The sequence below is a fragment of the Alteromonas gracilis genome (assembly GCF_043642145.1).
Classification (GTDB): Bacteria; Pseudomonadota; Gammaproteobacteria; order Enterobacterales; family Alteromonadaceae; genus Alteromonas; species Alteromonas gracilis_B.
In genome coordinates, this window is sequence record NZ_JBHZRZ010000008.1 from 102,617 (window position 1) to 129,176 (window position 26,560).

22 protein-coding genes are annotated in these 26,560 nt (G+C 43.3%); 15 read left to right on the forward strand and 7 right to left on the reverse strand.

Annotated features, from left to right (window positions below; translation table 11 throughout):
• Positions 1-140: 140 nt before the first annotated feature.
• From ACHUFN_RS15020 to ACHUFN_RS15040, 5 genes are all read left to right on the forward strand, one after another.
• On the forward strand, positions 141-776 hold the full coding sequence (locus ACHUFN_RS15020) for an elongation factor P hydroxylase (protein ID WP_394223247.1): 636 nt from the start codon (positions 141-143) through the stop codon (positions 774-776).
• Positions 773-1,939 (forward strand): ATP-NAD kinase family protein, encoded by a 1,167-nt coding sequence (locus tag ACHUFN_RS15025; protein ID WP_394223248.1) that lies wholly within the window; start codon positions 773-775, stop codon positions 1,937-1,939. The genes ACHUFN_RS15020 and ACHUFN_RS15025 overlap by 4 nt, the downstream gene beginning before the upstream one ends.
• A 118-nt stretch (positions 1,940-2,057) precedes the next feature.
• On the forward strand, positions 2,058-2,351 hold the full coding sequence (locus ACHUFN_RS15030) for a YfcL family protein (RefSeq protein ID WP_394223249.1): 294 nt from the start codon (positions 2,058-2,060) through the stop codon (positions 2,349-2,351).
• Between the two features lie 371 nt (positions 2,352-2,722).
• A complete protein-coding gene (locus ACHUFN_RS15035; RefSeq protein WP_394223250.1) occupies positions 2,723-6,823 on the forward strand; it encodes a hybrid sensor histidine kinase/response regulator in 4,101 nt (1,366 codons plus the stop codon).
• A 65-nt stretch (positions 6,824-6,888) separates the two neighbouring features.
• Positions 6,889-8,196 (forward strand): short-chain fatty acid transporter, encoded by a 1,308-nt coding sequence (locus tag ACHUFN_RS15040; RefSeq protein ID WP_394223251.1) that lies wholly within the window; start codon positions 6,889-6,891, stop codon positions 8,194-8,196.
• A gap of 77 nt (positions 8,197-8,273) precedes the next feature.
• Here ACHUFN_RS15040 and ACHUFN_RS15045 read toward each other — a convergent pair whose 3' ends face one another.
• Complete coding sequence (locus tag ACHUFN_RS15045; protein WP_394223252.1) at positions 8,274-8,798, reverse strand: cysteine hydrolase family protein; 525 nt, start codon at positions 8,796-8,798, stop codon at positions 8,274-8,276.
• Positions 8,799-8,958: 160 nt separating this feature from the next.
• On the opposite strand from ACHUFN_RS15045, the gene ACHUFN_RS15050 reads away from it, so the two are divergent.
• The gene (locus tag ACHUFN_RS15050; protein WP_394223253.1) at positions 8,959-9,543 is read left to right on the forward strand and encodes a DJ-1/PfpI family protein; all 585 of its coding nucleotides are present in this window, start codon (positions 8,959-8,961) and stop codon (positions 9,541-9,543) included.
• A 75-nt stretch (positions 9,544-9,618) separates the two neighbouring features.
• On the opposite strand, the gene ACHUFN_RS15055 is transcribed toward ACHUFN_RS15050, so the two are convergent.
• Positions 9,619-10,008: a Cd(II)/Pb(II)-responsive transcriptional regulator gene (locus tag ACHUFN_RS15055; RefSeq protein WP_394223254.1), complete on the reverse strand. Its 390-nt coding sequence runs from the start codon at positions 10,006-10,008 to the stop codon at positions 9,619-9,621.
• A gap of 88 nt (positions 10,009-10,096) precedes the next feature.
• Here ACHUFN_RS15055 and ACHUFN_RS15060 point away from each other — a divergent pair, with 88 nt between their 5' ends.
• From ACHUFN_RS15060 to ACHUFN_RS15080, 5 genes are all read left to right on the forward strand, one after another.
• Positions 10,097-10,837 carry a transglutaminase-like domain-containing protein gene (locus tag ACHUFN_RS15060; protein ID WP_394223255.1) on the forward strand — a complete coding sequence of 247 codons (741 nt, stop codon included), beginning with the start codon at positions 10,097-10,099 and terminating at the stop codon, positions 10,835-10,837.
• Positions 10,818-11,705, forward strand: coding sequence for a cation diffusion facilitator family transporter (locus tag ACHUFN_RS15065; RefSeq protein WP_394223256.1), 888 nt, complete (start codon positions 10,818-10,820; stop codon positions 11,703-11,705). The genes ACHUFN_RS15060 and ACHUFN_RS15065 overlap by 20 nt, the downstream gene beginning before the upstream one ends.
• A 157-nt stretch (positions 11,706-11,862) precedes the next feature.
• Positions 11,863-12,126 (forward strand): hypothetical protein, encoded by a 264-nt coding sequence (locus ACHUFN_RS15070; RefSeq protein WP_394223257.1) that lies wholly within the window; start codon positions 11,863-11,865, stop codon positions 12,124-12,126.
• Positions 12,127-12,242: 116 nt separating this feature from the next.
• Positions 12,243-13,385: an efflux RND transporter periplasmic adaptor subunit gene (locus ACHUFN_RS15075; RefSeq protein ID WP_463424084.1), complete on the forward strand. Its 1,143-nt coding sequence runs from the start codon at positions 12,243-12,245 to the stop codon at positions 13,383-13,385.
• An 11-nt stretch (positions 13,386-13,396) separates the two neighbouring features.
• Complete coding sequence (locus ACHUFN_RS15080; protein WP_394223259.1) at positions 13,397-16,540, forward strand: efflux RND transporter permease subunit; 3,144 nt, start codon at positions 13,397-13,399, stop codon at positions 16,538-16,540.
• 282 nt (positions 16,541-16,822) lie between these two features.
• Here the strand turns inward: ACHUFN_RS15080 and ACHUFN_RS15085 are convergent, their stop codons facing one another.
• The 3 genes from ACHUFN_RS15085 to ACHUFN_RS15095 form a co-directional block, all read right to left on the reverse strand.
• A complete protein-coding gene (locus ACHUFN_RS15085) occupies positions 16,823-17,053 on the reverse strand; it encodes an IS3 family transposase (RefSeq protein WP_394223260.1) in 231 nt (76 codons plus the stop codon).
• Positions 17,054-17,111: 58 nt separating this feature from the next.
• Complete coding sequence (locus ACHUFN_RS15090) at positions 17,112-17,360, reverse strand: transposase (protein ID WP_394223323.1); 249 nt, start codon at positions 17,358-17,360, stop codon at positions 17,112-17,114.
• A 176-nt stretch (positions 17,361-17,536) separates the two neighbouring features.
• Positions 17,537-18,652 carry an EAL domain-containing protein gene (locus tag ACHUFN_RS15095; RefSeq protein WP_394223261.1) on the reverse strand — a complete coding sequence of 372 codons (1,116 nt, stop codon included), beginning with the start codon at positions 18,650-18,652 and terminating at the stop codon, positions 17,537-17,539.
• A gap of 575 nt (positions 18,653-19,227) precedes the next feature.
• On the opposite strand from ACHUFN_RS15095, the gene ACHUFN_RS15100 reads away from it, so the two are divergent.
• Genes ACHUFN_RS15100 through ACHUFN_RS15110 form a run of 3 tightly spaced genes read left to right on the forward strand, consistent with a single transcriptional unit; the run spans position 19,228 to position 21,428 of the window.
• Positions 19,228-19,893 carry a FlgO family outer membrane protein gene (locus ACHUFN_RS15100; RefSeq protein ID WP_394223262.1) on the forward strand — a complete coding sequence of 222 codons (666 nt, stop codon included), beginning with the start codon at positions 19,228-19,230 and terminating at the stop codon, positions 19,891-19,893.
• Positions 19,894-19,897: 4 nt separating this feature from the next.
• On the forward strand, positions 19,898-20,662 hold the full coding sequence (locus tag ACHUFN_RS15105; protein ID WP_394223263.1) for a FlgO family outer membrane protein: 765 nt from the start codon (positions 19,898-19,900) through the stop codon (positions 20,660-20,662).
• 10 nt (positions 20,663-20,672) lie between these two features.
• Entirely contained in the window at positions 20,673-21,428 is a 756-nt protein-coding gene (locus ACHUFN_RS15110; RefSeq protein ID WP_394223264.1) for a FlgO family outer membrane protein, read from the forward strand.
• A 47-nt stretch (positions 21,429-21,475) separates the two neighbouring features.
• Here the strand turns inward: ACHUFN_RS15110 and mnmC1 are convergent, their stop codons facing one another.
• Positions 21,476-23,632, reverse strand: coding sequence for an FAD-dependent 5-carboxymethylaminomethyl-2-thiouridine(34) oxidoreductase MnmC1 (gene mnmC1 / locus ACHUFN_RS15115; RefSeq protein ID WP_394223265.1), 2,157 nt, complete (start codon positions 23,630-23,632; stop codon positions 21,476-21,478).
• Between the two features lie 3 nt (positions 23,633-23,635).
• A complete protein-coding gene (locus ACHUFN_RS15120; protein ID WP_394223325.1) occupies positions 23,636-24,865 on the reverse strand; it encodes a Kelch repeat-containing protein in 1,230 nt (409 codons plus the stop codon).
• A gap of 428 nt (positions 24,866-25,293) precedes the next feature.
• On the opposite strand from ACHUFN_RS15120, the gene fabB reads away from it, so the two are divergent.
• Positions 25,294-26,508 (forward strand): beta-ketoacyl-ACP synthase I, encoded by a 1,215-nt coding sequence (gene fabB / locus ACHUFN_RS15125; RefSeq protein ID WP_394223266.1) that lies wholly within the window; start codon positions 25,294-25,296, stop codon positions 26,506-26,508.
• Positions 26,509-26,560: the final 52 nt, after the last annotated feature.

The following is a 26,560-nucleotide window of genomic DNA, read 5'->3' on the forward strand; positions in this document are numbered from 1 at the left end:
TTGAGTCGGCATGACTCATTCGCTGTTGTAAACCTAGATTGACCTATGCAAGCGTGCCTTTCAAGTGAGAAGACAAAGTTTTGCTGGTATACTGCCGCGCAATCAATTCAGCTCGCTTTTTTAAAATATTATTAGACGTAATGAATACCCAAAGTAGTCAAACTCCTCTTGAAAGTATCGCGAAAGACGACATGGCAGGCCACTACGAGGTTTCTTTGAATGACACAGAAACAAACAAAGAAGCCCAGAAAGATCCGGAGGTAACCACGCTAATTACACTTTTTAATAGCACCTTTGAAAATTTCAATACCCGCTTGGTTTTGGGCGATGATGAGCCCATTTACCTTCCAGCGGGTGCAGATAAAAGCTACCACCAAATTGTTTTTGCCCACGGTTTCTTCTCCAGTGCCCTTCACGAGATTGCACATTGGTGCATTGCGGGTGAAAAGCGCAGATTGTTGGAAGATTACGGCTATTGGTATTGTCCTGATGGTCGTGACGAGTTGCAACAAGCCGATTTTGAGAAAGTGGAAATCAAGCCTCAAGCCATTGAATGGGCGTTCACTGAAGCGGCGGGAAGAAAGTTTCAGGTTAGTACCGATAATTTGAACGGTGCAGAGCCAGACAGAGAAGGCTTTACTCGTAACGTAGCCGCTCAGCTTGAACGCTTTAGAGAACACGGTTTTCCGCCCCGCGCTGAACGTTTTATAACCGCGTTGTTGTCCACATTTGGTGAAGAAAAGGCGCCTCAAGAAACAGGAGTAGATGCCGCATGACTCAAATAGATACCCAACATCCATCGGACGCCAATCACAACCCCCTTTTCAAGCTGGGTATTGTGGTGAACCCTTTTGCGGGTATCGGCGGGGCTTTAGCGCTAAAAGGCAGCGATGGCGCAGAAATTCGTGAGAAAGCACTCGCTATGGGGGCAGAGAAGAAAGCGAACGAAAAAATGGCCAAAGCGTTAAGTATTCTTGAAGCACTGTCTGGTCAATTTACCGTGGTAACTGCGGCGGGTGATATGGGCGCGTCAGTATGTGATTCGCTCGGTATTCCATTTGAAGTTATTTACTTCCCGAAGGCTACGCAAACCGAAGGCGAAGACTCAGAAGCTGCTGCGAAAGCCATGGTCGAAGCTAATGTCGATTTACTTCTATTCGCCGGCGGCGATGGCACCGCACGAAACATTTGCAGTGTTGTTGGCACTCAGGTTCCTGTGCTAGGTGTGCCAGCCGGCTGTAAAATTCACTCTGGTGTTTATTGCGTTTCACCGTCGGCAGCGGGGCAAGTAGTAAGTCAGATGATTGCGGGTGAATTGGTAAGCGAAATGGACGCTGAAGTGCGTGATATCGATGAAAATGCCTTTCGCGAAGGCAAAGTTATTGCCAAGCATTACGGTGAAATGCGCGTACCTGCTGAATTAACCTACGTACAAGCCGTAAAAATGGGCGGTAAAGAAGACGAAGCCTTGGTGCTTGACGATATAGCCGCGTACGTCAGTGAGTTAATGGATGATGAACCAGATACCTATTTTGTAATGGGTTCGGGCTCCACCGTAGGTGCGGTGATGGAGTTTCTTGGTTTAGAAAATACCTTGTTAGGGGTTGATGTTGTAAGGCAAGGCGAGCTGGTGGCAAGTGATGTGACAGCCCCGGATTTACTTACATTGACCAAAGACAAACCCACCAAAGTGATAGTGACCGTAATTGGTGGGCAAGGTCATATTTTGGGCCGCGGAAATCAGCAGCTTAGCCCTGAATTTATTCGTCAAATTGGCAAACAAAACATGTTAGTCGTTGCCACCAAACAAAAGCTTCAAGCACTACAAGGCAAGCCGCTGCGTTTAGATACCAGTGACGCCGCACTTGATGCCGAGCTTGCTGGCGCATTCACCGTTATTACCGGTTATAAAGACAAAGTGTTATGTAATGCGCGCTAAACGCTACGCAAAGACGCCGAACAATTGAAAAAGTTAAGCAAGTTAAATGCATAGCTTGAAGCCAAACTCGGTTTAATTTACTAAAGATAATAGAACCTTAATTAGAAAGGAGTATGAAGTGTTACCACCTGCTGCAGCATCAGAAGAAGTCGTGACAGCTATCGCAAAAATTGAAACGTCGTTAGACGATGTCGTAAATCATGGTAGTGACGATGAATTGTTCATTGCTAGCTATCTGCAAGGCCACTTTGCGGTTGAAGCTCGTCAAATGGAGATGCAAGAAGATGCTACCGTTGATAAATTGAACCAGAAAATGCTGGAAAGCCTGGATAGCGCTTTCGCTAATAACGAATTAGAAAGTGAAGATGCTCAACAAGTAAAAGCGCTTTGGGCACGTTTAGTCACAATGTAATTGCGACTTCGTTCCACTTTTTTAGACCACTTACTAAAGGCATGCTGCCCTTCTATGGAGGCATTAATTATGCCTCTTCCCCCTTTTCGGCCTGCGCTTTAAGCTGTTACCTCTAGGTCCAAAGCAAATCGAAACGTCATGATTTAAGAGAAGATGCTTGTTTTTACGACAATTGCGCCTTTGGTAGAATAGATAAGCAATAAGAGATACTCTATGGTTATTAAAGAGTAATTCTGCATTTCATATACTTGAAGAACGCTATTTTGCCGAACATAAATTGTTGTCTTTTGTTGTATCTTCGTTTGCTTGCGATTGCGTTTGTAAGTTCTTTCTTTTTGCCGAGTGCTCTAGCAGCGGGTTCTGACAAGCTCATGAATGAATATTCCATTGAGCTTTTAACTTCAGATGATGGCTTTGTGTCGTCAGAAATTTATTCCATTATTCAGGATCGTCAAGGGTTCTTGTGGTTTGGAACTGCAGAAAATGGCGTAATGCGCTACGACGGAAGTAAAGTCACGCTTTTAGAGTCTGGCGGTGAATATGGCCAAGGCCTTTCTCATAACGATGCTGGCAACCTAATGCTAGACAATAATGGCAATATTTGGGTTGGTACATGGGGTGGCGGTGTAAACAAGTACAACCCCAAAACAGGCCAGCTTACTCGTTACTTAAATGACCCATTAGACAAAAACTCTCTCTCATCAAATCGTATTCAGTCACTTTTCCATGACCAGACTGGAGAGTATTGGTTTGGTTCTTACGACCAAGGTTTGAATCGTTTTCTAGGAGAGGGGCAATTCCAGAGAATTCAAAAATCAGCACGCAACGAGCAAGGTTTATCTCACAATAGAATTTGGGACATTATTGATAACGATGAACACAGTCTTTGGGTAGCAACCAGTTTTGGCTTGAACTTATTCAACAAGCGCACACTAACCTCGCAACATTTCTTTCCAAACCCCAACAACAATACCGCTACAGGTGCTAATGAGATAAGAAGCTTGCTTCGCACATCCGCTAACCAGTTTTATGTTGCTACTCAGAATGGCCCGTTTTTGTTCTTCCCAAGTACAGGGGTGTTTCTGCCTCAAACCACGCGAGCCGGTGAAGCGTTAGGGCAAGTCAATTCAATGATTGAAGATCATGAAGGCGGTATTTGGTTTGTTACCAATAAAGGGCTTTACAGGCACACCGGTGAGCAAAATTATGTAGAAAAAATGGACTTTGGTTATGACAATGGACTTCGTATTATTTATGAAGATCATACAAGAACGAAGTGGATAACCAGCGAAGTTCACGGCATATTCAAACTTTCACCTCGTCGTAAAATAAAGCAAATAAATAGTGATTTGCTTTCAGCCCCAAACGCAATAGAGCTCGATGAAAACGGAGACGTTCTCATTGTCACGGCGAATGCTGAAATTTACACATGGAAAGTTGAAGAGCAGCTACTTACCCGTCTACATGGGTCTATTTTCTCTGATTTAAAAGCATATTCCGACCGCGGGGTGATTGAGCGACCGGTCGTCGCACCAGATGAAAATGGTACCCTTTGGGTAGCGCAAGACGATTTTCTTGCTCGGGTAGACACCAATAATGGAACAATTGAGCGCATAGCGTACCCAAAATTAGACGGTAATTTCCGCCAATTTGGAGAGTTTAGGGCTCTTGAATTGGACAACAAAGGTAACGTGTGGATAGGGACATACAAACACGGCATTTATATCTACAACAAAAATACACGCAGTTTTCGACATTTATTAGTGAGTGATGGGTTGTCGCACCCAGAAATACACGTCATTGTTAAAGATTCTAATGAAAACATGTGGGTTGGCACTGGCGGCGGGGTAAATTTGTGGTCGCCTGAAAGCGAATCTTTCCATCAATTTGATTTTGAAGCCAACCCACAAAAAACTTTGCTTGGCGATATTGTCGAGGACATTCACGAAGCACAGAATGGCCAAATTTGGATTGCCACACAAAGAGGACTTAACCGATATTCACCAGAGACACGGACATTCGAGAGGTTCGACGAGCGAAAAGGCTTACCTGCCACATTGGTTAGGGCAATTGCTGATGGTGATGACGGGCAGCTTTGGCTTACTACAAACAAAGGAATATTTCTTTTCGACCCTGCATCTCAAAGCGCCGTTAATTTCAACAATGATAGTGAATTGGCGGGTAAAAATTTTTATTCGAATAGCCTGCTAAAAGCCTCGCAAAATACGTTCTTTACTAGCAGTCAAAGAGGGATTGAGTACTTTCAGTATGGCGAAGGATTAACTGACGCCGTCGACTCGAAATTAGTGCTTACTGGTTTTAAGAAAATGGGAAAGGCGGTTCGCCTGACTAAGCCATTATCTTATGTAAATGATATCTATCTGTCTTATGAAGACTACTTCTTTTCTCTTGAATTTGCGCTTTTGGATTTTTCAGCGCCTAAACAAACTCATTTCGCTTACAAATTAGAAGGTTACGATGAACAGTGGATTGACATTGGCAACCTCAACAACGTTTCATTCACCAATTTAAATGGCGGTACTTACACCTTGTTGATACGTGCGAAGAATCCCAGCGGAACCTGGGGTACTGAAACGTTGTCGCTAAACTTGCACGTAGCGTCTGCGCCTTGGAATACGTGGTGGGCTTACAGCATATATGGAATTGTTATTCTAAGCCTTGTTTTCATGGCTATTTATTTGAGAACGCGTTTTCAGCAAGCGGAAATTATACGGCAAAAAAGATTTGTGCAGGCCCTTGAGCATCAGGTTTCAGAGAAAACAGCGTCACTTAAAGCGCAAGCAAACGATTTAAAAAATGCGTTAGAAAAAGCAGAAGAAGCAACAAAGTTAAAATCAGACTTTCTCGCTAATATGAGTCATGAAATCCGCACGCCGATGAACGGCGTGATTGGTATGCTGAATCTATTAAAGAAAAGTCAGCTGACGGTAGAGCAAGCTCAGCGAGTCAATATTGCAAGCTCAAGTGCAAGTTCATTATTAGTACTGATAAATGACATATTAGATTTTTCAAAGATTGAAGCAGGTAAACTTGAGATTGAGTATGTGGATTTTGATGTAAGAGGTTTAATTGAGGGGATAGCGCAATCCATTGCCCACACGGCACAGGAAAAAGGCTTAGAGGTTGTTCTTGATTTATCTGATATAGACGTGTCACGAATAAACTCAGACCCAAGTCGACTTCAGCAAATCGTGTCTAACCTGTTAAGCAACGCAGTAAAATTTACCGAGAATGGAGAGATACGAGTTTTTGCAGAGCTAATGCCTGGCGATAACGAAGAAACGGCGCAATTGCACATAGCAGTTTCTGATACAGGAATAGGTATCACAGAATCTAAACTCTCTCACTTGTTTCAAGCATTTACTCAGGTAGATGCCTCAACCACGCGGCGCTACGGTGGAACGGGTCTTGGGTTAAGTATTACGAAAAAGCTTTGCCAACTGCTGGGCGGCGATATTAGTGTCTCAACGCAGCTTGGAAAGGGGAGTTGTTTTGACGTAAACGTACTGGTAGGCCTTTCACAAGAACATGAAAAGAATCAGCCACACGTGGACGAGAGTAATTCGTACTGTTTGATCATTGACGACAACGCCTCTACGAGAAGCGCAATGGAAAAGCAGTTTTCGCGATGGGGAGTAATAACACTAACAGCGTCTTCCATCGACGATGCACTCTCAATTCTAGAGTTAGACGATTATTCAAATAACACCAGCGCGCGATCGGTCAATATTGTGTTTCTTGATAAAAAAACAGAAAGCGACCGCATCGCGTACTTTTGCAAAAAGCTTCTCAGCAATGAAAAGACTCGCCACACCCACGTTGTGATGATGACCCAGCTAAGCGACATGGCAAGCCCTGAACAGGTTGCCGACCTAGGTGTTGCAGCAAGCTTTCCCAAACCGCTTACCACGTTAGATATGATGAATGCGTTAGAGCAGGCCGGCTCAAGCTCTCGTGGCTTTGCTTTCAACATTCAATCTCAAAAGCGTGACGTACAAGCGAAGCCTGTGCCCACTGAAAGCAGGGGGGAAGGCCCAACTAAATCATTTACTTCGAATGCTGCGCGCATTTTGTTAGTAGAAGACAACGCCATCAATCAGATAGTCGCAACTAATGTGCTTGAAAGTGAAGGTTATGTGGTAGATGTTGCAAGCAACGGCGTTGAAGCTATTTCGCTTTTGAAAAATACAGAGCAGCAAAATTGCTATGATGCGATAGTGATGGATTGTCAAATGCCTGAAATGGATGGGTTTGAGGCGACAGCGCTTATTCGCAAGGGGGCAGCGGGAGACCACTATCAGAAAGCGCCTATTATTGCCATGACGGCAAATGCCATGCAAGGTGATAAAGAAAAGTGCATGAAAGCGGGAATGAGTGACTTTCTTACTAAACCAATTGAGCCTGAGAAAGTGAATGCAACGCTGCAAAAGTGGGTGAATAAAACAAACTAGAGTCTCGCTTACTTATAAAAATACGTTAATATGCAACAAGTTTTTAACATGTTGTGAGGGCGTTAATGCTAAGCCGTGCTTCTAAACCTTTCGTAAAACTTGTCGAGCGATACCTTCCCGATCCCTATATTTTCGTTTTGTTACTTACACTCGTAACTTTTCTATTTGCGGGCATTGTGCAAAACCAATCGCCCTTAACAACAGTGCAGCAGTGGGGGGACGGTTTTTGGGGGTTGTTGACCTTTTCAATGCAAATGCTGCTTGTTCTTGTAACAGGGTTTATGTTGGCATGCACGCCATTAGTTAAAGCGTTACTTGAGCGACTTGCGAGCTTAGCAAAAAGCCCTGGCAGTGCCATCGTACTCGTTACCGTGGTATCGCTGATAGCAAGCTGGATAAACTGGGGGTTCGGGCTTGTTGTCGGGGCGCTATTTGCCAAAGCCTTGGCACGGAAGGTGAAGGTAGATTATCGGCTTTTGGTCGCCAGTGCTTATTCGGGCTTTATCGTGTGGCACGGTGGGTTAGCAGGCTCGGTGCCATTGACTATCGCTACTCCAGGGCATTTTTCCGAGGCGCAAATTGGCGTAATTACCACTGAAAATACCATATTTAGCAGTTTCAACTTGTTACTGCTGGCTATAATGTTTGTCGTCATTCCTCTTGTTAACAGACTAATGTTGCCGCCTAAGTCTGAAAGCGTCATCGTTAATAGTGCCAAGTTAAAAGACGATGAACTGCCTTCAATTATCAACGAGCGGCCTGCCGATAAACTTGAAAACAGCAAAACGCTTGGTTTACTTGTCGGCTTTGCGGGCTTGGCTTACCTCACGCACTACTTTTTAACCGGCGGTGGGTTAAACCTAAATATCGTGAACACGCTATTCCTATTTCTTGCCATTGTGCTCCATGGAACGCCGCGAAATGTATTACATAGCCTGCAGCAGGCTGTGCAAGGGGGAAGCGGTATTGTTATTCAGTTTCCATTTTACGCAGGAATAATGGCGGTAATGGTGCAATCTGGTTTAGCGCAAACAATGTCCGAATGGCTTATTAGTTTCGCAACAGCCGACTCTTTACCCGTGTGGAGTTTCATAAGTGCAGGCATTGTGAATATTTTCGTACCGTCTGGGGGAGGTCAGTGGGCGGTCCAAGCGCCAGTAATATTACCAGCAGCTGCCGAGCTAGGTGCTGAAGTTAACCGTGTTGCAATGGCTGTGGCATGGGGAGATGCATGGACTAACTTAATTCAGCCGTTTTGGGCACTGCCTGTGCTTGCCATTGCAGGGCTTAAAGCAAAAGACATTATGGGGTTCTGCTTAGTTCAGTTAATCGTGACGGGCGTTATTATTTCCCTAGTGTTGCGATTTGCGTAGAGGCCATTTTACGACATTCAGAAAAATGTTGGCGCTCATCAAGAAAGGCAAAATTTCATGAGCGCCATAAAATGGTGTTAAGAAAATGCCGTTTCTATTGACACAATTTCAATACCGCGTACTTGCATAGAATCCAGTGCCAATAGGTGGCCTATGGCGTCGCGAGTGCAGGTGCAAGGTTCAATAACTTTGGGAGTATACTTGGCTGCCGAAGGCGATAACGCTGTGTGAGTTACGCAGTTGTGTGTCATCATACCGGCAATAAGAATTTCTTCCACGCCCAATGATTGTAGCGTTTCTTCCAAATTGGTTTTCTCAAAACAATCGGCATGTTGTTTTGTAATAATTGGAGCATCGAGGGCAGCGGCCATCACATCTTTATGAATTTCAGCGCCACGAGAGCCTTCGTAGAAAAATAGCCCTTCTCCAGCGGCGACAGGCACATGGTGCTGTATGTGAATTATCGGAATGTGTTTCTCCTGTGCAATAGCCATGGCTTTAAGTGTTTCTTGCATCGCAAGCTCAGGTTTATGCAAAGGGTACTTCCCCTCTGGAAAGTAGTCGTTTTGAATATCTATAACGATAAGTGCTTGTTTAGCCATTGTCTTGCCCTCTGTGTTCTATGAAATTATCCCGTAGCAACACTTCAGGAGTGTTCACTAGATGTTGACTATTTTGCCGATTTCCACGTGTAATAAAGAGTGACGATAATGACAAAATGCACGTCAATTACGACAGCTTTTTAAGGTGCAGAGTGAAACAATGAAAGACGTAAAAATAGTCGTAATAAACTATGCTACCGCAAGCCAATCTTCGCTTTACGGCATTGTTGAAATGTTAGATTTGGCAAATACTATGTGTGAGCAACTCAACGCTGGCGTGTCTTTCAACGCTGAAATTTATAAAGTGGAACAGCTAAATTCAAACGCATTGGTTGATGTTGTCATCTTGCCACCGAGTATAAGCGAAACATTTTTTAAACATGACTTCACACCTCTCATCGGCTACATGAAAACCATGCAGTCACATGGCGCAATGCTCGCGTCTGCTTGCGTGGGTGCATTTATACTTGCAAAGAGGGGCTTTCTAGATAACAAAGTGTGTACTACACATTGGCGAATTGCGGATCACTTTATGGCAACCTTCCCCAAAGCTAAGTTAGATGCCAAGGCAATTGTTGTGAATGACGGTTGTAATTCAACGCGATCAATAGAGCTTAACGAGTCAAAATGTCTATCTAAACTCAACTACCTGTTACTGTGCTCTCTGAATCGACCAGACTTAACGTATAGAAGCTCAAATTATTGGATGCTAAGAGCGTTTGAAATGATGAGAGGGTGTGTCTGATAAATGTTCCGGTTGAAGCTATTCCTTCTCTATGAATGGCACTAATGAACTAAAAGCGAGAATAGAAGCTAATAATTACACTGTTAGCGTTTTAATAATCCCGCAACTTTCAACGGTATTGTCTGACGAGCAAGCTTTCTTCATTATTTGAAGCTCAGACTTTAATGCTTTCAATTCTTTAATGCGCTTGTTGACTAAATCGAGCTGTCTTGCAATCAAATCATTTATTGAGGAACAACTTTCTTCAGGCCTTTTTTTAAGCTCAAGTAAAGTTTTGATATCTGACAAAGAAATATCTAGGCTTCGACAAAGCTTTACGAACTCTAACTCTTTAAGCGCTTTTTCATCATATAGTCGAAAATTTCCTCCGCTGCGGCTTGGCGGACTCAATAAACCTTCCCTCTCGTAATACCTTATCGTTTGTATTGAACAATCTGATACCTTGGCTAGTTGGCCTATTTTCATATTAATTTCAATTCTCGCTTGACCCTATAGTAACTATAGACTTTATAGTTGTGTTATACAAAGTCAAACTGCGTGAGGCGACGATATTATGAAAGAGAGCTATCTATCTGAAACAACAATACTAGACTTCAATCATGAGGCTATCCAACGATTGATTAATGAGCGTAATTGGCAAGCTTTAGATGATTTCAACAAGATAGGTGCTGCATACTCATTTGTGAAAGATGAAATTCAGTTCGGATATAATCGCAGTGATGATATAGCAGCAAGTAAAGTTTTGGCTGATGGCTATGGTCAGTGCAATACTAAGGGTAACTTGTTAATGGCTCTACTGCGGGCGCTCGGTATTCAATGTCGATTTCATGGGTTCACTATTGACCAACAGCTCCAAAGAGGTGCTATTCCCGTTTACGTGTTTTGGCTTGCACCTAAATATATTATTCATAGCTGGGTTGAAGTCTTGTTTGATGGTGAATGGATCAACTTAGAAGGTTTTATCCTCGACCACAATTACCTGAACTCAGTTCAAGCTAAATTTAGTAAGGATAAAGGTAGTTTCTGTGGATATGGTATCGCAACAACCTGTTTGGATAACCCTCAGACAGAATGGACTGGAAAAGATACCTATATTCAGAAGGAAGGCATACATGATGACTTTGGTTTATACGACTCTCCAGATGAATTTTACAGCGAGAAAGGCACTAACTTGTCAGGAGTAAAACGCTGGCTATATGAATCGGTGATTCGACATCTCATTAATATAAATGTGAATCGCCTGAGAAATGCTAGCAAGCAAAGTAGAGGTGAAAATGCACAGCCACAATCATAGTCACCACCATTCACACGATAAAAATGAACGCATTGGTTGGACATTTTTTCTAAATATTACTTTTACCATCATTGAATTCATCGGTGGCTGGCTAACGAATAGTACAGCAATTATGGCTGACGCAGTCCATGATTTAGGTGACAGCATATCTATCGGTTTTGCTTGGTTGTTGAGTCACTTTTCAGATAAACAAGCATCTTCGACTTACAGCTACGGTTATAAGCGATTGTCACTGTTTGGTGCTTTAATAAATAGCGTTGTTTTAATTGCTGGCTCAATCTTTATTTTGGTTGAGGCCATTCCTCGGTTACTTAACCCAGAAATGCCAATGGTAGAGGGAATGTTAGGATTGGCGTTACTTGGGGTTTCGGTAAACGGTTATGCCGTATATAAACTTAAAGCGGGAACCACATTAAACGAAAAAGTACTTACGTGGCATCTATTAGAAGATGTTCTTGGCTGGGTTGCTGTCCTAATCGTATCAATTATCTTAATGTTTGTGGACTGGCCTATTTTAGATCCGTTGTTATCTATCGCTTTTACGCTGTTTATTCTGTTCAACGTCCTAAAAAATTTAAGGTCTACGTTGGCATTATTTTTACAAGCGTCACCTGATAAAGAAACACAAGCTAAGATAACTGAAGCCTTACTTTCTAAACCTGAATTGAGAGAAGTGCACCACTTGCACTATTGGTCTTTAGATGGCGAGAGTCATGTGCTAACGGTGCACCTTGTTTTAAGTGCTCTGTACGATGTACCTAAGTTACAATCACTCAAACAAGTAATTTCTGAAGACTTACGCAGTTTTGATTTGTCGCATACCACCATTGAGTTTGAATTTCCCAATGAAATTTGCCGATATGCGTAACATTATAACCTGTTAACTTGCTTAGATTTGTACTCAGAGATTTGTTATATTCGCTACGTCTAACGAAGAGAATAGAATATTGAACACCAACATAGCTTTAAAAATACTGCTGATTATATTGATTGTTTTGCAATCTTTCGTCGCTGTATCCGAAAGCATGGAAACTCATCAGTTAGACGTTGAGCATCTACAAACCATTCACGACCACGAAGCAGATCTTTTTCTTCATTTAGATAGTGACAACGAACATGATACGGAAGATTGCCACCATTGCGGTCACTGTAGTGGCAATCATACCAGTTGGATTTTGGTTGAAGCGAGTACTCCAAACCTGTCTTTAAATCATTCACATAAATTCAACAAATTAACTTTGTTGCCTTTGGGTATTTCAACTAGGCTCTATCGACCACCTATCGCTTAACTTTTCCTCCATTAAGTGCGTTTTTGCGCAAACACAATTTGGTTTAATAAAAGTTAAGAGTCATTATGAACAATATTCTTCGAACTACTGGCGTAGGGTTAGTAGTCATTCTTGCTGTGTTTTCAATAAACACAGCACTGGCTAACAAAAGTCAAAATAATACACAGCGCGATGAACTTTCGCATGAACATAACCATTCAGAAGGTGAAGAACAAGAAAGCAAGAGCTCTTTTAAAGAAGAGGATCATGAAGAAGGGGTTACTTTAAGCACTCAAAAAATTAAAGTAGCAGGCATTGGAGCAGATGCTGTTTTTCCAAAGAAATACTTAAACACGGTTTATGCTCCCGGAGAAGTGAAAGCAAACGGCTATAAGAGTTATATTGTTTCGCCTCGTACAGATTCTGTGGTGATTAATCGCCATGCGAGCTTAGGAGATCACGTAAAATCTGGACAAAAGCTGGTTACTTTATTCAGCGAAACAATGGCGCAAACTCAAGCTGACTTTTTAATTGCCTCTTCTAATTGGAAGCGAGCGAAAAAACTAGGAAGTAATAACGTAAGTGAACGCACTCTTGTTGAAGCAGAAAATACTTACAAAGGCGTTTATGGCAAGTTGGTAGCTTTTGGTTTAACAAGACAGGGCATTGAAAAAATAGCCCAGCAAGATAGCGGTACGTTTGGGCAATATGTGCTTATTGCTGAACGGGATGGCGTTGTGTTACAAGATGACTTCATGCAAGGTCAGCGCATCGGAGCGGGTGAAACCATCATGTTACTCGCCGATGAGAGTGACCTTTGGGTAGAAGCAAATGTTTCCCCTAACAAAGAGTTAAATTTAGCCTTGGGCAGTCCTGCCTTAATTGATTTAAATGGTATTGAATACCGAGCTAACGTAATTCAAGAAGCTCATACTATCGATCCAATTATACGAACCCGAACAGTAAGACTTTCTGTGACGAATGCTGGGCATAAGCTTCATTCAGGTATGTTTGTGAAGGTTTATTTTCAGTTCGAAACAAACGATGAAGTAATTGCCATACCAGAAGAAGCGTTGATTAGAAGCAGTGACGGAGATTGGACGGTATTTGTTGAAAACCATCCAAATGAGTTTAAAGCAGTAAAAGTAACAAGAGGTCGGTCTTTCGGAGAATATCGAGAAATTATTGGCATTGAATCTGGAACAAAAGTCGTTACTCATGGTGCTTTCTTTGTCGCCTCTGAAATCGCTAAGGGCGGCTTCGACCCGCACAATCATTAAGGAGGCCAACTATGTTTAATCGAATTATAGATTGGTCTATTAACAACAGACTGCTTGTGTTAATGCTGCTAGTTGCATTAATCGTAAATGCTGTGATCACCATCCCTAAATTGAATTTAGATGCGTTCCCAGACGTTACAAACGTACAAGTTGCTGTTAATACCGAAGCGCCAGGTTTAGCCGCGGAAGAAGTAGAGCAACTTATCACATATCCAATAGAAGCTGTGATGTACGCATTACCAGATGTAGAACAAGTGCGCTCTATTTCAAAAACAGGTCTGTCGGGTGTTACTGTAGTCTTCAAAGAAGGTACGGATATATATTTTGCAAGGCAATTGGTATTTGAACGCTTACAAGCTGCGAAAGAGCTTATACCTGCTGGGGTTGGGACACCAGAGATGGGTCCAAACACTTCTGGTTTAGGGCAAGTATTTCAATATTTGCTGATATCAGACGACTCAATCAGCTATGACTCAATGGCGCTTAGAAGTCTGAATGACTGGGTCATCAAGCTTCTAATAATGCCTGTAGACGGCGTAACAGATGTACTGTCATTCGGTGGAAACGTCCGTCAATATCAAGTTAATGTCGACCCTTCTAAATTGTTATCCTACGAGTTAACCCAAGAGGATGTGGTATCCGCGCTTAAAAATAACAACGCCAACGTCGGTGGCTGGTACATGAATCGTGGTCAAGAACAGCTTGTTATTCGTGGTACTGGTTGGTTCGAAAGTGGTGAAAAAGGTATTGAAAGCATTAAGCATGTGCCTGTGAAAACGCTTAATGGTGTAGTTGTTACTGTTTCTGATGTCGCCAATGTAGGTCTTGGTGCCGAGATCAGACAAGGCGCTGTCACTATGACCCGCAAAACAGATAATGGCACTGTTGAGAACTTAGGTGAAGTGGTCTCTGGCATTGTATTAAAACGCATGGGGTCAAATACCAAAGCGACAATAGATGGTATTAATACCAGAGCAAAGCTTATCAATCAGGCATTACCAGATGGTGTGCGATTTGAGCCTTTTTATGATCAAGCTGATTTAATTGAAAAAGCCGTGGCAACCGTGGTTGAAGCTCTTACTTTGGCTTTTGTTTTTATCACTATTGTACTTGCTCTATTTTTAGTGAATTTAAGAGCTACATTTCTAGTCCTTGTCTCAATTCCAATTTCCATTGGCATTGCATTAATGGTGATGGCATGGTTAGGTATTTCAGCTAACCTGATGTCGCTTGGCGGATTAGCGGTAGCTATTGGTATGTTAGTCGATGGTTCAGTTGTTATGGTTGAAAACATGTTTAAACACCTAAACAGACAACTAGAGAGCGATGGTGCAAGTCTTGAAGCTAAACAAAAGTTAAAATTGGCAGGCAAAAAAGTTGCTCGCCCTATCTTTTTTGCAGCTTCAATTATTCTCGTTGTTTTTGCGCCACTGTTTAGTTTCGAAGGTGTTGAAGCAAAGCTATTTCAGCCAATGGCCATCAGCATTATGTTAGCTGTGGTATCAGCTATTGTCGTTGCTTTGTTTGTTGTTCCAGCACTTGCCACTTTTATGTTTAAGAGAGGCGTGAAAGAAAGGGAAAGCTTAATTTTAAAACCTATCGATATTGTGTATCGAAAATTGTTGAGAATCGCATTAGAGCGAACCAAATTGGTTGTTTTTGTATCATTAGCATTCGTCGTTTCGGCAGCGGCAATCTTTCCACAAATTGGGACAGAGTTCGTGCCAGAGCTAGAAGAAGGAACCATTAACCTCAGAGTGACTCTCGCCCCTTCTTCAAGTTTAGAAGCAGCGCTATCTGTTGCCCCTATATTAGAAGAAAAGCTAATGGCTTTCCCTGAAGTAACTTACGCATTGAGTCGAATTGGCCGAGCAGAGATTGGCGGCGACCCAGAGCCAGTGAACAACATTGAAATTTATATTGGTCTTAAGCCTGTTTCAGAATGGACAAGCGCCTCTAATCGTTACGAGCTGCAAGATAAAATGGAACGCTCATTGGAGGAATTTCCTGGGCTGTTACTAAATTTCTCTCAGCCTATTGCTACTCGTGTAAATGAGCTGTTATCAGGAGTTAAAGCGCAACTTGCGATTAAATTATTTGGCTCTGACTTACAGGTGCTAGCAAATAAAGGCCAAGAAATTGAAAGTGCGATTAAGTCGATTGATGGTGCAAAGGACGTTGCACTTGAGCAGATTGCCGGTGAAGCTCAACTTATTATTGCTCCTAATAGGATTGAGCTTTCCCGATATGGGTTGTCTGTTGGTGATGTTATGGAGGTGGTGCAAGACGGTATTGGTGGTGTTAGGGCTGGACAAATTATCAATGGTAACGAACGTTATGATATTTACGTGCGCCTAGATAAGGAGTTCAGAGCCAATAGTGAAGCAATAGCCGATATTAGACTGCAATCTCCTACAGGAGCTTGGGTGCGCATTGGTGATGTAGCTTCTGTGTCTTTTGAGTCTGGCCCTCCACAGGTTAGACGTGATGATGTTCAGCGTAGGGTGGTTATTCAAGCCAATGTTCAAGGCCGAGACATGGGAAGTGTGGTTGATGATATCCAGACAAAGATAGCCTCTGATGTACAATTGCCCGCAGGTTATTCGGTGTCGATAGGTGGGCAATTCGAAAGTCAGCAACGAGCGCAACAGCGTCTTTCTATTGTCGTACCGTTGTCATTAGCTTTGATAGCCTTGCTCCTTTATTTCGCATTTGGTTCAGTAGGACAAGCATTGCTGATCTTACTTAATATTCCATTAGCTGTTATTGGCGGTATATTTTCACTGTATATTTCTGGGCAGTACCTATCAGTTCCAAGCTCTGTTGGCTTTATTACCTTGTTTGGCGTGGCGGTACTCAATGGTGTTGTTATGGTGGAAAGTATTAATCAACGAATCAAAGATGGGCTTGCGACAGCAGAGGCGATATTTGACGGTGCTACATCAAGACTACGTCCTGTTCTGATGACTGCTATTACTTCAGCGTTAGGTCTAATACCTATGTTAATGTCAAATGGTGTTGGATCTGAAATTCAGAGACCTCTCGCAAGTGTAATAGTTGGAGGCTTAGTTACAGCAACATTACTCACGTTATTTGTTGTACCAAGCTTATATCAATTCTTTTCTAAAGAAATATCAAAAGAATCTGGGCTATAGCTCTCTATTCGGCCCCATATATTTATTGTGTGGGGCTTTCGAGTATCCCTGTCTGCTAATTGAATAAAGGCCTCTTAATTCTTGATGCTAGAATTAGCAATACATGAGGTTGAACAATCGCTTTTTGTTCATTGATATCCAACGCCGCTCTTTTTGGCACCTCAGTAAGTGAAGTTGGCATTACATATTTTTTCCATTGAAAACACTGTTTATGGTTTTCCGGGGGAAACGGATGTTAATATAAATTATTGGTAGCAGGCTGTAAGGCGTTAGAGTATGGTCTTACCCACTAAAAGTGGACATCCATTTTGTCGCTTCGTATTCATATGGGCTTACGTAGCCCAATGTCGAATGCTGACGCACGCGGTTATAAAAAATTTCGATGTATTCGAAGATACAAGATTTGATTTCCTGAAGCGAGTTGAATTTCTCCCCGTATATGAGTTCGACTTTCATACGACTGAAGAATGACTCCAATACGGCATTGTTCCAGCAGTTGCTTCTTCTACTCATGCTAGACACAGCACCGATGCTCTGAATTGCCCCGCATACACTTTAATGAGTGCGTACTTTACTCTTGGTCGCTCGCAAAGTACGCGGCAGCCTTTTTTGAAAACGCATTCTCTTCTTTGAGAACGGCCAGCTGGCGCTTGAGAACTTGCACCTCGTCAGAGTCTTCTTGATGAAACTTCACACCTTGAATTGTTGAGAATTGATTGCCCCCACAGCGCTTGAACTGTCGACGCCAATTGTAGATTAGTTGCTCGGAAATACCCAGCTCTGCGGCTACCGATTGGTTGGAGTTTCCTTTTTTTACTATCGGTCATGCAAACTTGAGCCAGGTGAAAAGCGCATATTGCTTACCCTAGACCCAATGTAGATTTAAATTTAATAAAACGATTCTTCGCCTTTCACTTTTGCGCTATCACTGCAATTTTGTTTCCCTTGTGATAGCGCTTTTTTCTATCAGTGTTTTAACGAGGCTAAGTAATCAGCCTATAGCTGTGCAGCGTTATCAAGAGGCTTCAGTGAAGATTCTACTTTGCGCTCTTCTTCTTCAGTAATCTTTGTTTCTACAGGGGCAGGTTTTCCAAAAAAGTACCCTTGTAAAAAGTCGGCCTGGGCGTCGGTAAGCCAATCTGCTTCCTCTTCTACTTCGATACCCTCTGCAATTACCTCAATATTGTTTGCTTTAGCGATGCGAATAAGGTTGGTGACAATGTTTTGCTTAAACTGGTCTTTGTGTACGTCTCTCACAAGATCCATATCTAGCTTTACGTAATCTGGACGCAACGACTGAAGCAAATTTAAACCAGACCAGCCAGAGCCAATATCGTCTAATGCAACCTTAAATCCTGCATTTCTGTAAAACGCTAAAATGCCTTTTAGTTGATTTATATCTGTCGCACGATGAGTCTCTGTTACTTCAAAAACTACATCTTCCGGCAACAAACCTATTTCGTTGATACTTGCCGCCGTAGCTCGCAAGCAATAGGAAGGGTCATAAATGCTTGAAGGATTGAAATTAATAAACAATTTACCCGGAAGTTTGGCCTTTGCAGCGCACTCTACCGCAGAACGACGGGCAACAAGGTCTAAAGAAAAGAGAAGGTCAGACTGTTCCGCAAGTTGAAACGCAAGGGCAGGAGGGACAATGCTACCTTGGTTGTCTCTAATCCGAAATAAACCTTCGTTAGCAAAATGTGTTTTGTCTTTGGCGTTAACAATAGGTTGATACCACGTCTCGAACCGTTCTTTTTCTACACTTTCTATTAACCACTTCGCTTGATAACGATTTATCAGTATAGACATTGTTGTCATACGCCCCATATCGTCAATACCAGGTATAGAGGACGTCTTGGTCGTTGTTACTTTGGTGTTTTCTAACTCTTTGGGTTCTAACGCACCACTTAAAGCCACCATAAACTTGGGTAGTTGCTCATTGCCAATTGTACTTGTAATGCAGTGAGTTGATTCTTGATTAGCTTGAAGCTGCATTGACCCAAACAGACTAGCGAGCTTACCAAATGTTTCTACAGTAGGAACAAAGATCCAAAAATAAGTGGTTTCGAAGAAATAATCATCGATAGATTCGCAGTCTGCACAGTACATTCAAGCCTCTTAAATTTTGGTTTTCGGTAGGTACGCGTATTGGTGACAGATAGTTCTAAAATATATGCATCGTTATATATATTTTTTATTTAAGAAGAGCTAAATTGCGTTGGCAAAGTCCAAATAAGAAGATTATAACGCATTGTAGGCGAGAGGCTTTTCTTACAAGTTTATTAGTAAACATGCTGAAATCACGAACGTTGAACATAATGGTAATACTCGAGAAAGACCCTTTTTGACTGTGATTCACATACTAGGAGCTTATTTAAGAAGCGAATTGGAGTGGTATACTTTCAAAGCTGGCAGTGTACTGTCCTAAAGCGGCAAGTCTCCTCCGCTTTTTAGAAAAGGTTCAAAGATTTAAATTACAACTTTTCAACCCTCAAAAACGAAATACCGCCAGTTAGCTGGTACCTAGCGTTACTCGCTATTTAATGCGGCACGCTCTCTCTGTTTGGTGCGAATATTGCAAAAAACTAGTCATAATGTCGGTTTGTGAGCCACTTTGTCACACTTTGTGATGGAATTCGCTTGCTTACCGATAAAAATTTGACGTTTTTTACCGGACACGTGTAATGAAAAGTATGACAAATGATGTCAATAACGTTTTACTGACAAAAAATAGTTGTCGGTTGGCAAAAGCCTTAGCGTACACCGCACTCTGCCTAGCGGTACTCTCAGGTTGCTCCTCATCTGACAAACCTAAAAGTCAATTCGAGCAAACCAATGCTACTGATGTTTCGGCGCTAGGAAATGTTGAATATCATACTTATATGCTGGCAAATGAACTTTTCGCTAACGTAGGCCCCGCACGCCAGTCTCGCTATGCAGTGGTAGGCTTTGTGCCAGCAGATACCATGAAGTACAGCGCAGACCACCAACACCCGTTAATGCTGCTTGGCCACCAATTAGAACAAGGTATGATAACCGAAGCCACTAAAAGAGGCTTTTCCACTCAAGAATTCAAGCTTTCGAACGATATAATTGTTAGTGACGAAAGCGACAGAGTGTTAACTCGCAATATCGAGCAGCTATCCAGTATTGAGCGCGTTGACTTCTACATTACTGGCACTATGGTTTATCAAGAGTCTGGCGCAGTGGTGAATGCCCGAATAATTAATGCTAGAAATAAAAACATTGTCGCCGCCGCAACGCGCTTTTTCCCAGCTGAATTGTTTTGGCAAGAAGAACAAGTAACAACCAGAAACGGCAAGCTATACAGAACCGAAGGTACGAGGTAACCCCATGAAAAGACATAATCAATACGCGGCGCTTACGCTATGTGCTTCACTGCTTAGCGTGAGTGGATGCTCTATGATGATGGGGGAAGAAGAGGTTGCCGAACAAGCGCCTCAGCGCCCAGCGATGAATGTTATTGATATTACTGCGGCCGACCGCGCTCCGGTTAAGCCAGTTGAATCTACTAGTGATACCCAGTCTCAGGGTATGGATGCCTTTGGTGCCATTGGCCAACCACCGCTTTATTCAAGTGTTCAAGGTGCTTATAAAGGGCGACCGTTAACAAAGCATATTGGCGATTACGTGAAAAACATGGCGCAAGATCTTATTGCGAATATGGAGTACGTAAATAATAAAACGCCCATTGGCGTAACACATTTTGCGCTACTAGATACCGACCTTCAAAAAACTGATTTGCTTGGGCGTCAAATGGCTGAGTCGTTTGTTCACGAGTTACATAAGTTCCGCGTGCCAGTAATCGATTTTAAAGCCACCGAATATATTCGAATAACCGAAGATGGCGATTTTGTACTTAGTCGAGACTACTTAGAATTAAGCAGTAGCCTTCCCATAGAATACGTACTTACCGGAACAATGACTAAACACCAAGGTGGCGTTTTAGTAAATGCGCGTATTTTGGGTATGGAATCGCGTGCCGTGGTGGCAACAGCACAGATGTTAGTGCCGTTTTACGTGGTTGACGCACTCATTCCAAGTGACGGCAGTCAGCAAAATGGCATGCGCGATGGCGTTAAACTAAGTCGCGGTTAGGAGTTTTAGCATGGTGTTCAACTCTAACCTTAAAAAGTTTATCGCAAGCACCTGGATGGCAATTGGGGCAGTGCTGAGCTTGTGTATGGCAGGCTGCACGAGTACGGAGTCGATAGGATCGTACTGGCTGGGTGAAGATGGCGAAATTACGCACCACGCTGAACCTGTGCCCGTACCTAAACGTTCAGGTTTACAGTACACGCCAGACTCGCGAGATAGACAATATCAACAGCACGTTGCAGTCGACCCAGGCTACAAAGACCCGCTCCATCATGGGTACTCACCCATACAAACACACAAACGCTTAAATGATTATGCTTCGCAGCTTGCGATGGAGCTTATGGATAACGCGACACGCTTAACGCATGAAGATATGGTGGGGGTGACAAGTTTTGTAAGGCTGAACCACTCGTTAAGCGATAGTACTGTTCTTGGCAATCAACTTTCTGAGTACCTTATTTCTGAACTGCAGGATTTTGGTCTGGCCGTGGTCGATTTTAAGCTGGCAGGGGGAATTACTGTGACGCCTGTAGGCGATTTCGTTTTAACGCGAGATGGAGCCTTGTTAGCAAAACAGATTGAAATGGATCATGTGGTGACAGGCACAATCATCGAAGATGATCGTGGGGTGCGGATAAATGCGCGTATCGTGTCGCTCGAAAATAAACAAGTTGTAGCAAGTGCTAACGTTTATATTCCGGCGTTTATCGTGATGGATTTAAATAAAATGGCGAGCGTAAACTCGCCATCCCAAACCAACGAGTAGCGCCTCAAGTCGCGCCTACTCAGTGGCTTTGCATAGACCTTAAAAAGCTAGCTTTGCATTCTAATCGCTTCGCGCGTCATAAAGCGGCTGGTGTTTACCGCGTTAAGCAAGTCGTTGCTAAGTGGTAGCGGCTCTTTACACAACGAACTCACTAACACTTCTGCCATTAATGGCGCTGTGGTTAGCCCTCTTGAGCCTAAACAAGTCAGCGTAGATACCACAGAGCCCGGCATCACAGGCGCACTTGTTAATGGCTTGCCCACGCTTAACATTGAATAACTCTCTTTTAGTAAATCAAAGTTGTGCAAAGCGCCAACAACAGGTTGATGGTCTGGCGAGCCTAAGCGAATTGCAGCTCTTGCTTCGCCATCGTGCTTAAGCGCCTGCACAATAGTTGTGTTCGCGAGCGCTTGTTCGTGGGTGGCAAGGTTAGTTAAGGTCTCATCATCTCGAACGTCGGTGTTTAAGTCATTTTTCACATAAGTCGAGCCCAGCGCATGCCTGCCTTCTAGTGAAGGCGTCATATAGCCTTTGTGGCACAATACCGTACTTAACGGTTCAATAGGCATTTGTGTAGGAATTGCTTCAACCTGACCGCGAACAGGGCGAAGCGAAAGACTGTCAAAATCTTTTGAACTTACTGCTCCTGCTCCAAGCGCTAAAATCAAATGGTCGGCAATAACGGTTTGCTCGCTTTCATTTGCGCTACCTTCGACAGAATCTGTACTGTTTGAATTTAGACTTCCAACGTTGAAGCGAATAACCACTTGCTGCCTCTGTGTGGCTTCATTCAGTTGTTGGTTGCTCGAGTTAGCATCTTTTCTACTTTCACGAAGTGGCTCAACAACATCATGGGAGACATACGTATGGTAGGGCTTCAGCGTAAGCTTACCGCTCGAGAGGGCCTCTTCAATCATAGCATTTACCAACTGTGGTGGAGATAGCCACCCGCCTAACCCAATGTATAAGCCTGAATAGGGAAGGGGTAAGTTAGCAATATCGCTTACCGTTTTGCTATCTATTGCTTTAACCAATGCCTCAGGCCAAACATCTGCTGCGGCGAGCTTTTCTTGACGTTCTTTTACCTTATCGTTAAAACTAAGCTGGATAACACCACAGAAGTCGTGGGCTATGTCGCTGCGCCGGCTAGCTTTAGCAAGGTCTATCGTTCGGTCATAAGCTTGGCGAGCGTACAAAAAACTGTGCGCTTGAATTCTACTAGCAATGCTTGCCTCGCTGTGAAGTTGAGGATAAAAACCGCCTTGTGGGTTACCAGAAGCGCCGCTTGCAAGGGTGTCGCCATCAAAATATAAAGTAGTGTTGATGCCTCGTTTCACTAAGGCAAGGCATGTCGTGGCGGCGGCAAGGCCCGAACCTACCACTGCCACGTTACTTTTTTCATCTAGAGCATTTTCAGAGTATCGATAGTAAGGGCCACTTGGTAGGCGAAGTTTATGCTGAACATTTTCATTTTCAACGTCAAAAACGCCAGTTAACATATCTCGTTTACGGCCAAAACCATTGCGTTTTTGTATAGTAAAACCAACGCTAGCAAGGCCTCGTTTTACTATGCCTGCGGCGGTGAAGGTACCAAATGTAGTGCCTGTTTTCGACAGTCGTGCCATTTGACTAAAAAGGACATCAGTCCACATGTCTGGGTTTTTGCTTGGTGCAAAACCATCTAAAAACCACGCATCTACGAGTCCACTTGTTGGCGCATGCCATTGAGGTAAAAGTTCGTGAACATCGCCAATCCACAAGTCTAAGGTTGTTGAAAAACTATCAAAATTTAAGCGATGGCAACCTTCAAGGCCCATAGGATAAAGCGAAGAGAGTGCATTCGCTTCGGCGTTAAGGGCAGGAAATGCTTCAAGCGCACGTTGCATATCATGCTGAGGCAGTGGAAACTTTTCCGTGGTGATGAAGTATAGGCGTTCTAACGGGTGGTCAGGGTTCGCTGCTTTAAATTCGTTAAAGGTACGCATGGCAACCAAAAAGTTAAGGCCTGTACCAAAGCCGGTTTCAGCAATTACAAAGGTAGGGTTTGTCCAGTGCTGCCAGCGTTCTAGCAGGTCATTTCCCGCTATGAAAACGTGTTGGGTTTCATCAATTCCACTATCATTGGAAAAATAAACGTCGTCAAAATGGTCGGCGACAGGTGTACCGCTCTCATTAAAATGAACCTGTGCATGCTTAGATTTCACTGTTTATTTTTCTCCCTTTCGGTTGTTCTTGCTTTGGCACTTTATATTCAGCGCAGTTTTTGCTGGTGCATCAGCTAATTGATTCGGTGATTGGCCTTGTGAATCAGCGCTACGTGGTCTATTCGGTGAACATAAAGCATCTGCTAGCGTTGAAAAATGCGAGGTTACTTTATTTGATACGCGCTGTGCACCAAGCATACCACCCACAGTGATCCAAGTACCGTTAATGCCAATTAATCCGCGGTGATCCATGGTGGGCGCTTCAGCTTCTGATTTAAAAACGTCCCACGTTTCTGCGGCAACGTCGTATACCCAAATAGCGCTATCGGCACTTGAAGGCTCGCCGTTGTAGCCAATGCCATTGTAGTTATAGGGGTTAGCAGAGCCGCCTACAAAATAGATATTATTCGTAGCTTTATCGCCTGCCGCAGCCATGCGATAGCGAGCAATACCCGTAGGGTGCTCTAGCGTGCGCCAATCAATTTTAAATGGGTTTTGTTCATCAATGGTGCCTTTATAACAAGCCGTTTCGGGTGCAAAGCTACGGCGTTTGTCACTATGTGGAGTAACTGATACGCCATCACAAATAACTATGACATTCTTTATAATACCGCCAGCTTGACCAAACACAGGGTTGCCTAAAAACGGGCTAGCCTGCTGCCATGTGTTGGTGTGCGTATCGTACACTTGTACTAGGTTTACATTCCCATCGTTGTGCCAGCCTGAAACCAAGTAAACATACCTACTTCGATAAACGAGTGCTGAAGCGTCGTCAACGGGCACTGGCATAGGTGCAAGCAGTGTGTACTTCGCCTCAATAGGTGAGTATTTATAAACATCAGGCGTGCTTATCTCGTTGTGATTTTTATCATCCGTGTAGCCGCCAAAAATGTATATGCTGTCATCAACACCTACCGCCACTGACGCTAAACGGCCTTTAAGCGCTAGGCTTGAAGGAACGGAAGGGATCTTCTGCCATTGCGTTTTAATGTTGTGTTCATTAAAGCTATTTGTATCGATGGCCAACTGCCAAGCTCGGTTATGCACATCTTTATAGGTTTTGTTTTTGCCAAGCCCCATAAAACTGAAAACATACTGTGTGTTATCGATAGTGACAGATGCAACGGCGTTGTTTGCTACGGGTTCTGGAAGCGAAGGAAAACTCATAGTTGCAGCGGTTACCGAAGAAACACTTAAAGTTGCATAAACAAAGAGTAGGGCTATCACGGCCATGTGTTTCAGTTTCTCAAATAACACAGTATTTTCCAATTTTCACTTTATGCTCATAAAGACTTTGGCGCGTATTCTACCTGCCGCGACTACGTTTTTCTGCAAAAGAATGTTAAGCAAGACCATATTGCTAGTTCAAAAGGACGACACCGACATTATAAAACGGAAAAATTGCTTTTCTAATTCCTTAGATTCCAGTGGTCAACAGTACTCTTATTCGTGCTACATTGATGTTTATGATTGGAATGACAGCTAAGTCGCTATAAATTCAGGTGGCGTATTTTTTTAATGATTTCTGATGTAAGTCATAAATTGTCATATGAATGACAATCTCTTGTGTAAAAGTCATTTATTAGTGGGAGGCTGGCAAAGCAGACCACTTTGCCGTTCAAAATCGTTACCATAAGCCGCATCAACGCAAAGGGTAAACTATGAAAAGAGCAGTGATCACCGGTCTTGGTATCGTATCAAGTATCGGCGTAAATAAAGAAGACGTACTTGCATCACTAAAAGCAGGTAAGTCTGGTATTACATTTTCAGAACAGTTCGCCGAAATGGGCCTTCGCAGCCAAGTTTGGGGCAACATCGATATCGATTTAAAAGAGCACATCGACCGAAAAGCAATGCGTTTTATGGGCGATGCGGCAGGCTATGCATACGTAGCAATGCAGCAAGCTATCGCAGACTCTGGACTAGAAGAGAGAGACATTTCAAACGAGCGCACAGGGATTATTGCGGGCTCAGGTGGCGCATCTTCTGAAAACCAAGTACTTTCTGCAGATATTCTTCGCGAAAAAGGCGTTAAGCGCGTTGGCCCTTACATGGTGCCTCGTTGTATGGCGTCTACAGTATCTGCTTGTTTGGCCACACCGTTTAAAATTCGCGGCGTTAACTATTCGATTGCCTCTGCATGTGCAACCAGCGCTCACTGTATTGGTAATGCACTAGAGCTTATTCAACTTGGTAAACAAGACGTAGTGTTTGCAGGTGGTGGTGAAGAGCTACATTGGTCTCTATCAAGCCAGTTCGATGCTATGGGTGCATTAAGCTCGAAATATAATGACAACCCAGCAGTGGCTTCTCGTACTTACGATGCAGCGCGCGACGGCTTCGTTAGCTCTGGTGGCGGCGGTATGGTGGTTGTAGAAGAGCTTGAACACGCACTTGCACGCGGGGCAAAAATTTACGGTGAAGTAGTGGGTTACGGCGCTACATCTGACGGTTTTGACATGGTTGCACCATCAGGCGAAGGCGCAATTCGCTGCATGAAGATGGCAATGCAAAATATCGATGCGCCAATCGACTATTTGAACACCCACGGCACGTCTACGCCTGTCGGTGATGTGAAAGAACTTGCCGCTATTCAAGAAGTGTTTGGCCAAGCGGGTGTGCCAATTAGCGCAACCAAATCGCTTACAGGCCACGCACTAGGTGCTGCGGGTGTTAACGAAGCTATCTATAGCTTACTGATGATGGAAAACAACTTTATTGCGCCATCAATTAATATCGACACGCTAGATGACGCAGCGCAAGGGCTAGATATAGTTACCGAAGCGCGTGAAGCTACGCTAAACACCATTATGTCTAATAGCTTTGGCTTTGGCGGCACCAACGCAACGCTAGTGATGCAGCGTTACAACGGTTAGATACAGTGGCTAAAAGACTTTAGTCTTTGCAAGCTGCTTTTCAGTAGCTGAC

Coding starts and splice junctions, on each gene's coding strand:
- ACHUFN_RS15020 (WP_394223247.1), top strand. CDS start 141: ATGAATACCCAAAGTAGTCAAACTCCTCTTGAAAGTATCGCGAAAGAC.
- ACHUFN_RS15025 (WP_394223248.1), top strand. CDS start 773: ATGACTCAAATAGATACCCAACATCCATCGGACGCCAATCACAACCCC.
- ACHUFN_RS15035 (WP_394223250.1), top strand. CDS start 2,723: ATGAATGAATATTCCATTGAGCTTTTAACTTCAGATGATGGCTTTGTG.
- ACHUFN_RS15040 (WP_394223251.1), top strand. CDS start 6,889: ATGCTAAGCCGTGCTTCTAAACCTTTCGTAAAACTTGTCGAGCGATAC.
- ACHUFN_RS15045 (WP_394223252.1), bottom strand. CDS start 8,798: ATGGCTAAACAAGCACTTATCGTTATAGATATTCAAAACGACTACTTT.
- ACHUFN_RS15050 (WP_394223253.1), top strand. CDS start 8,959: ATGAAAGACGTAAAAATAGTCGTAATAAACTATGCTACCGCAAGCCAA.
- ACHUFN_RS15055 (WP_394223254.1), bottom strand. CDS start 10,008: ATGAAAATAGGCCAACTAGCCAAGGTATCAGATTGTTCAATACAAACG.
- ACHUFN_RS15060 (WP_394223255.1), top strand. CDS start 10,097: ATGAAAGAGAGCTATCTATCTGAAACAACAATACTAGACTTCAATCAT.
- ACHUFN_RS15065 (WP_394223256.1), top strand. CDS start 10,818: ATGCACAGCCACAATCATAGTCACCACCATTCACACGATAAAAATGAA.
- ACHUFN_RS15070 (WP_394223257.1), top strand. CDS start 11,863: ATGGAAACTCATCAGTTAGACGTTGAGCATCTACAAACCATTCACGAC.
- ACHUFN_RS15080 (WP_394223259.1), top strand. CDS start 13,397: ATGTTTAATCGAATTATAGATTGGTCTATTAACAACAGACTGCTTGTG.
- ACHUFN_RS15085 (WP_394223260.1), bottom strand. CDS start 17,053: ATGAGTAGAAGAAGCAACTGCTGGAACAATGCCGTATTGGAGTCATTC.
- ACHUFN_RS15095 (WP_394223261.1), bottom strand. CDS start 18,652: ATGTACTGTGCAGACTGCGAATCTATCGATGATTATTTCTTCGAAACC.
- ACHUFN_RS15100 (WP_394223262.1), top strand. CDS start 19,228: ATGAAAAGTATGACAAATGATGTCAATAACGTTTTACTGACAAAAAAT.
- ACHUFN_RS15105 (WP_394223263.1), top strand. CDS start 19,898: ATGAAAAGACATAATCAATACGCGGCGCTTACGCTATGTGCTTCACTG.
- ACHUFN_RS15110 (WP_394223264.1), top strand. CDS start 20,673: ATGGTGTTCAACTCTAACCTTAAAAAGTTTATCGCAAGCACCTGGATG.
- ACHUFN_RS15120 (WP_394223325.1), bottom strand. CDS start 24,865: ATGGCCGTGATAGCCCTACTCTTTGTTTATGCAACTTTAAGTGTTTCT.
- fabB (WP_394223266.1), top strand. CDS start 25,294: ATGAAAAGAGCAGTGATCACCGGTCTTGGTATCGTATCAAGTATCGGC.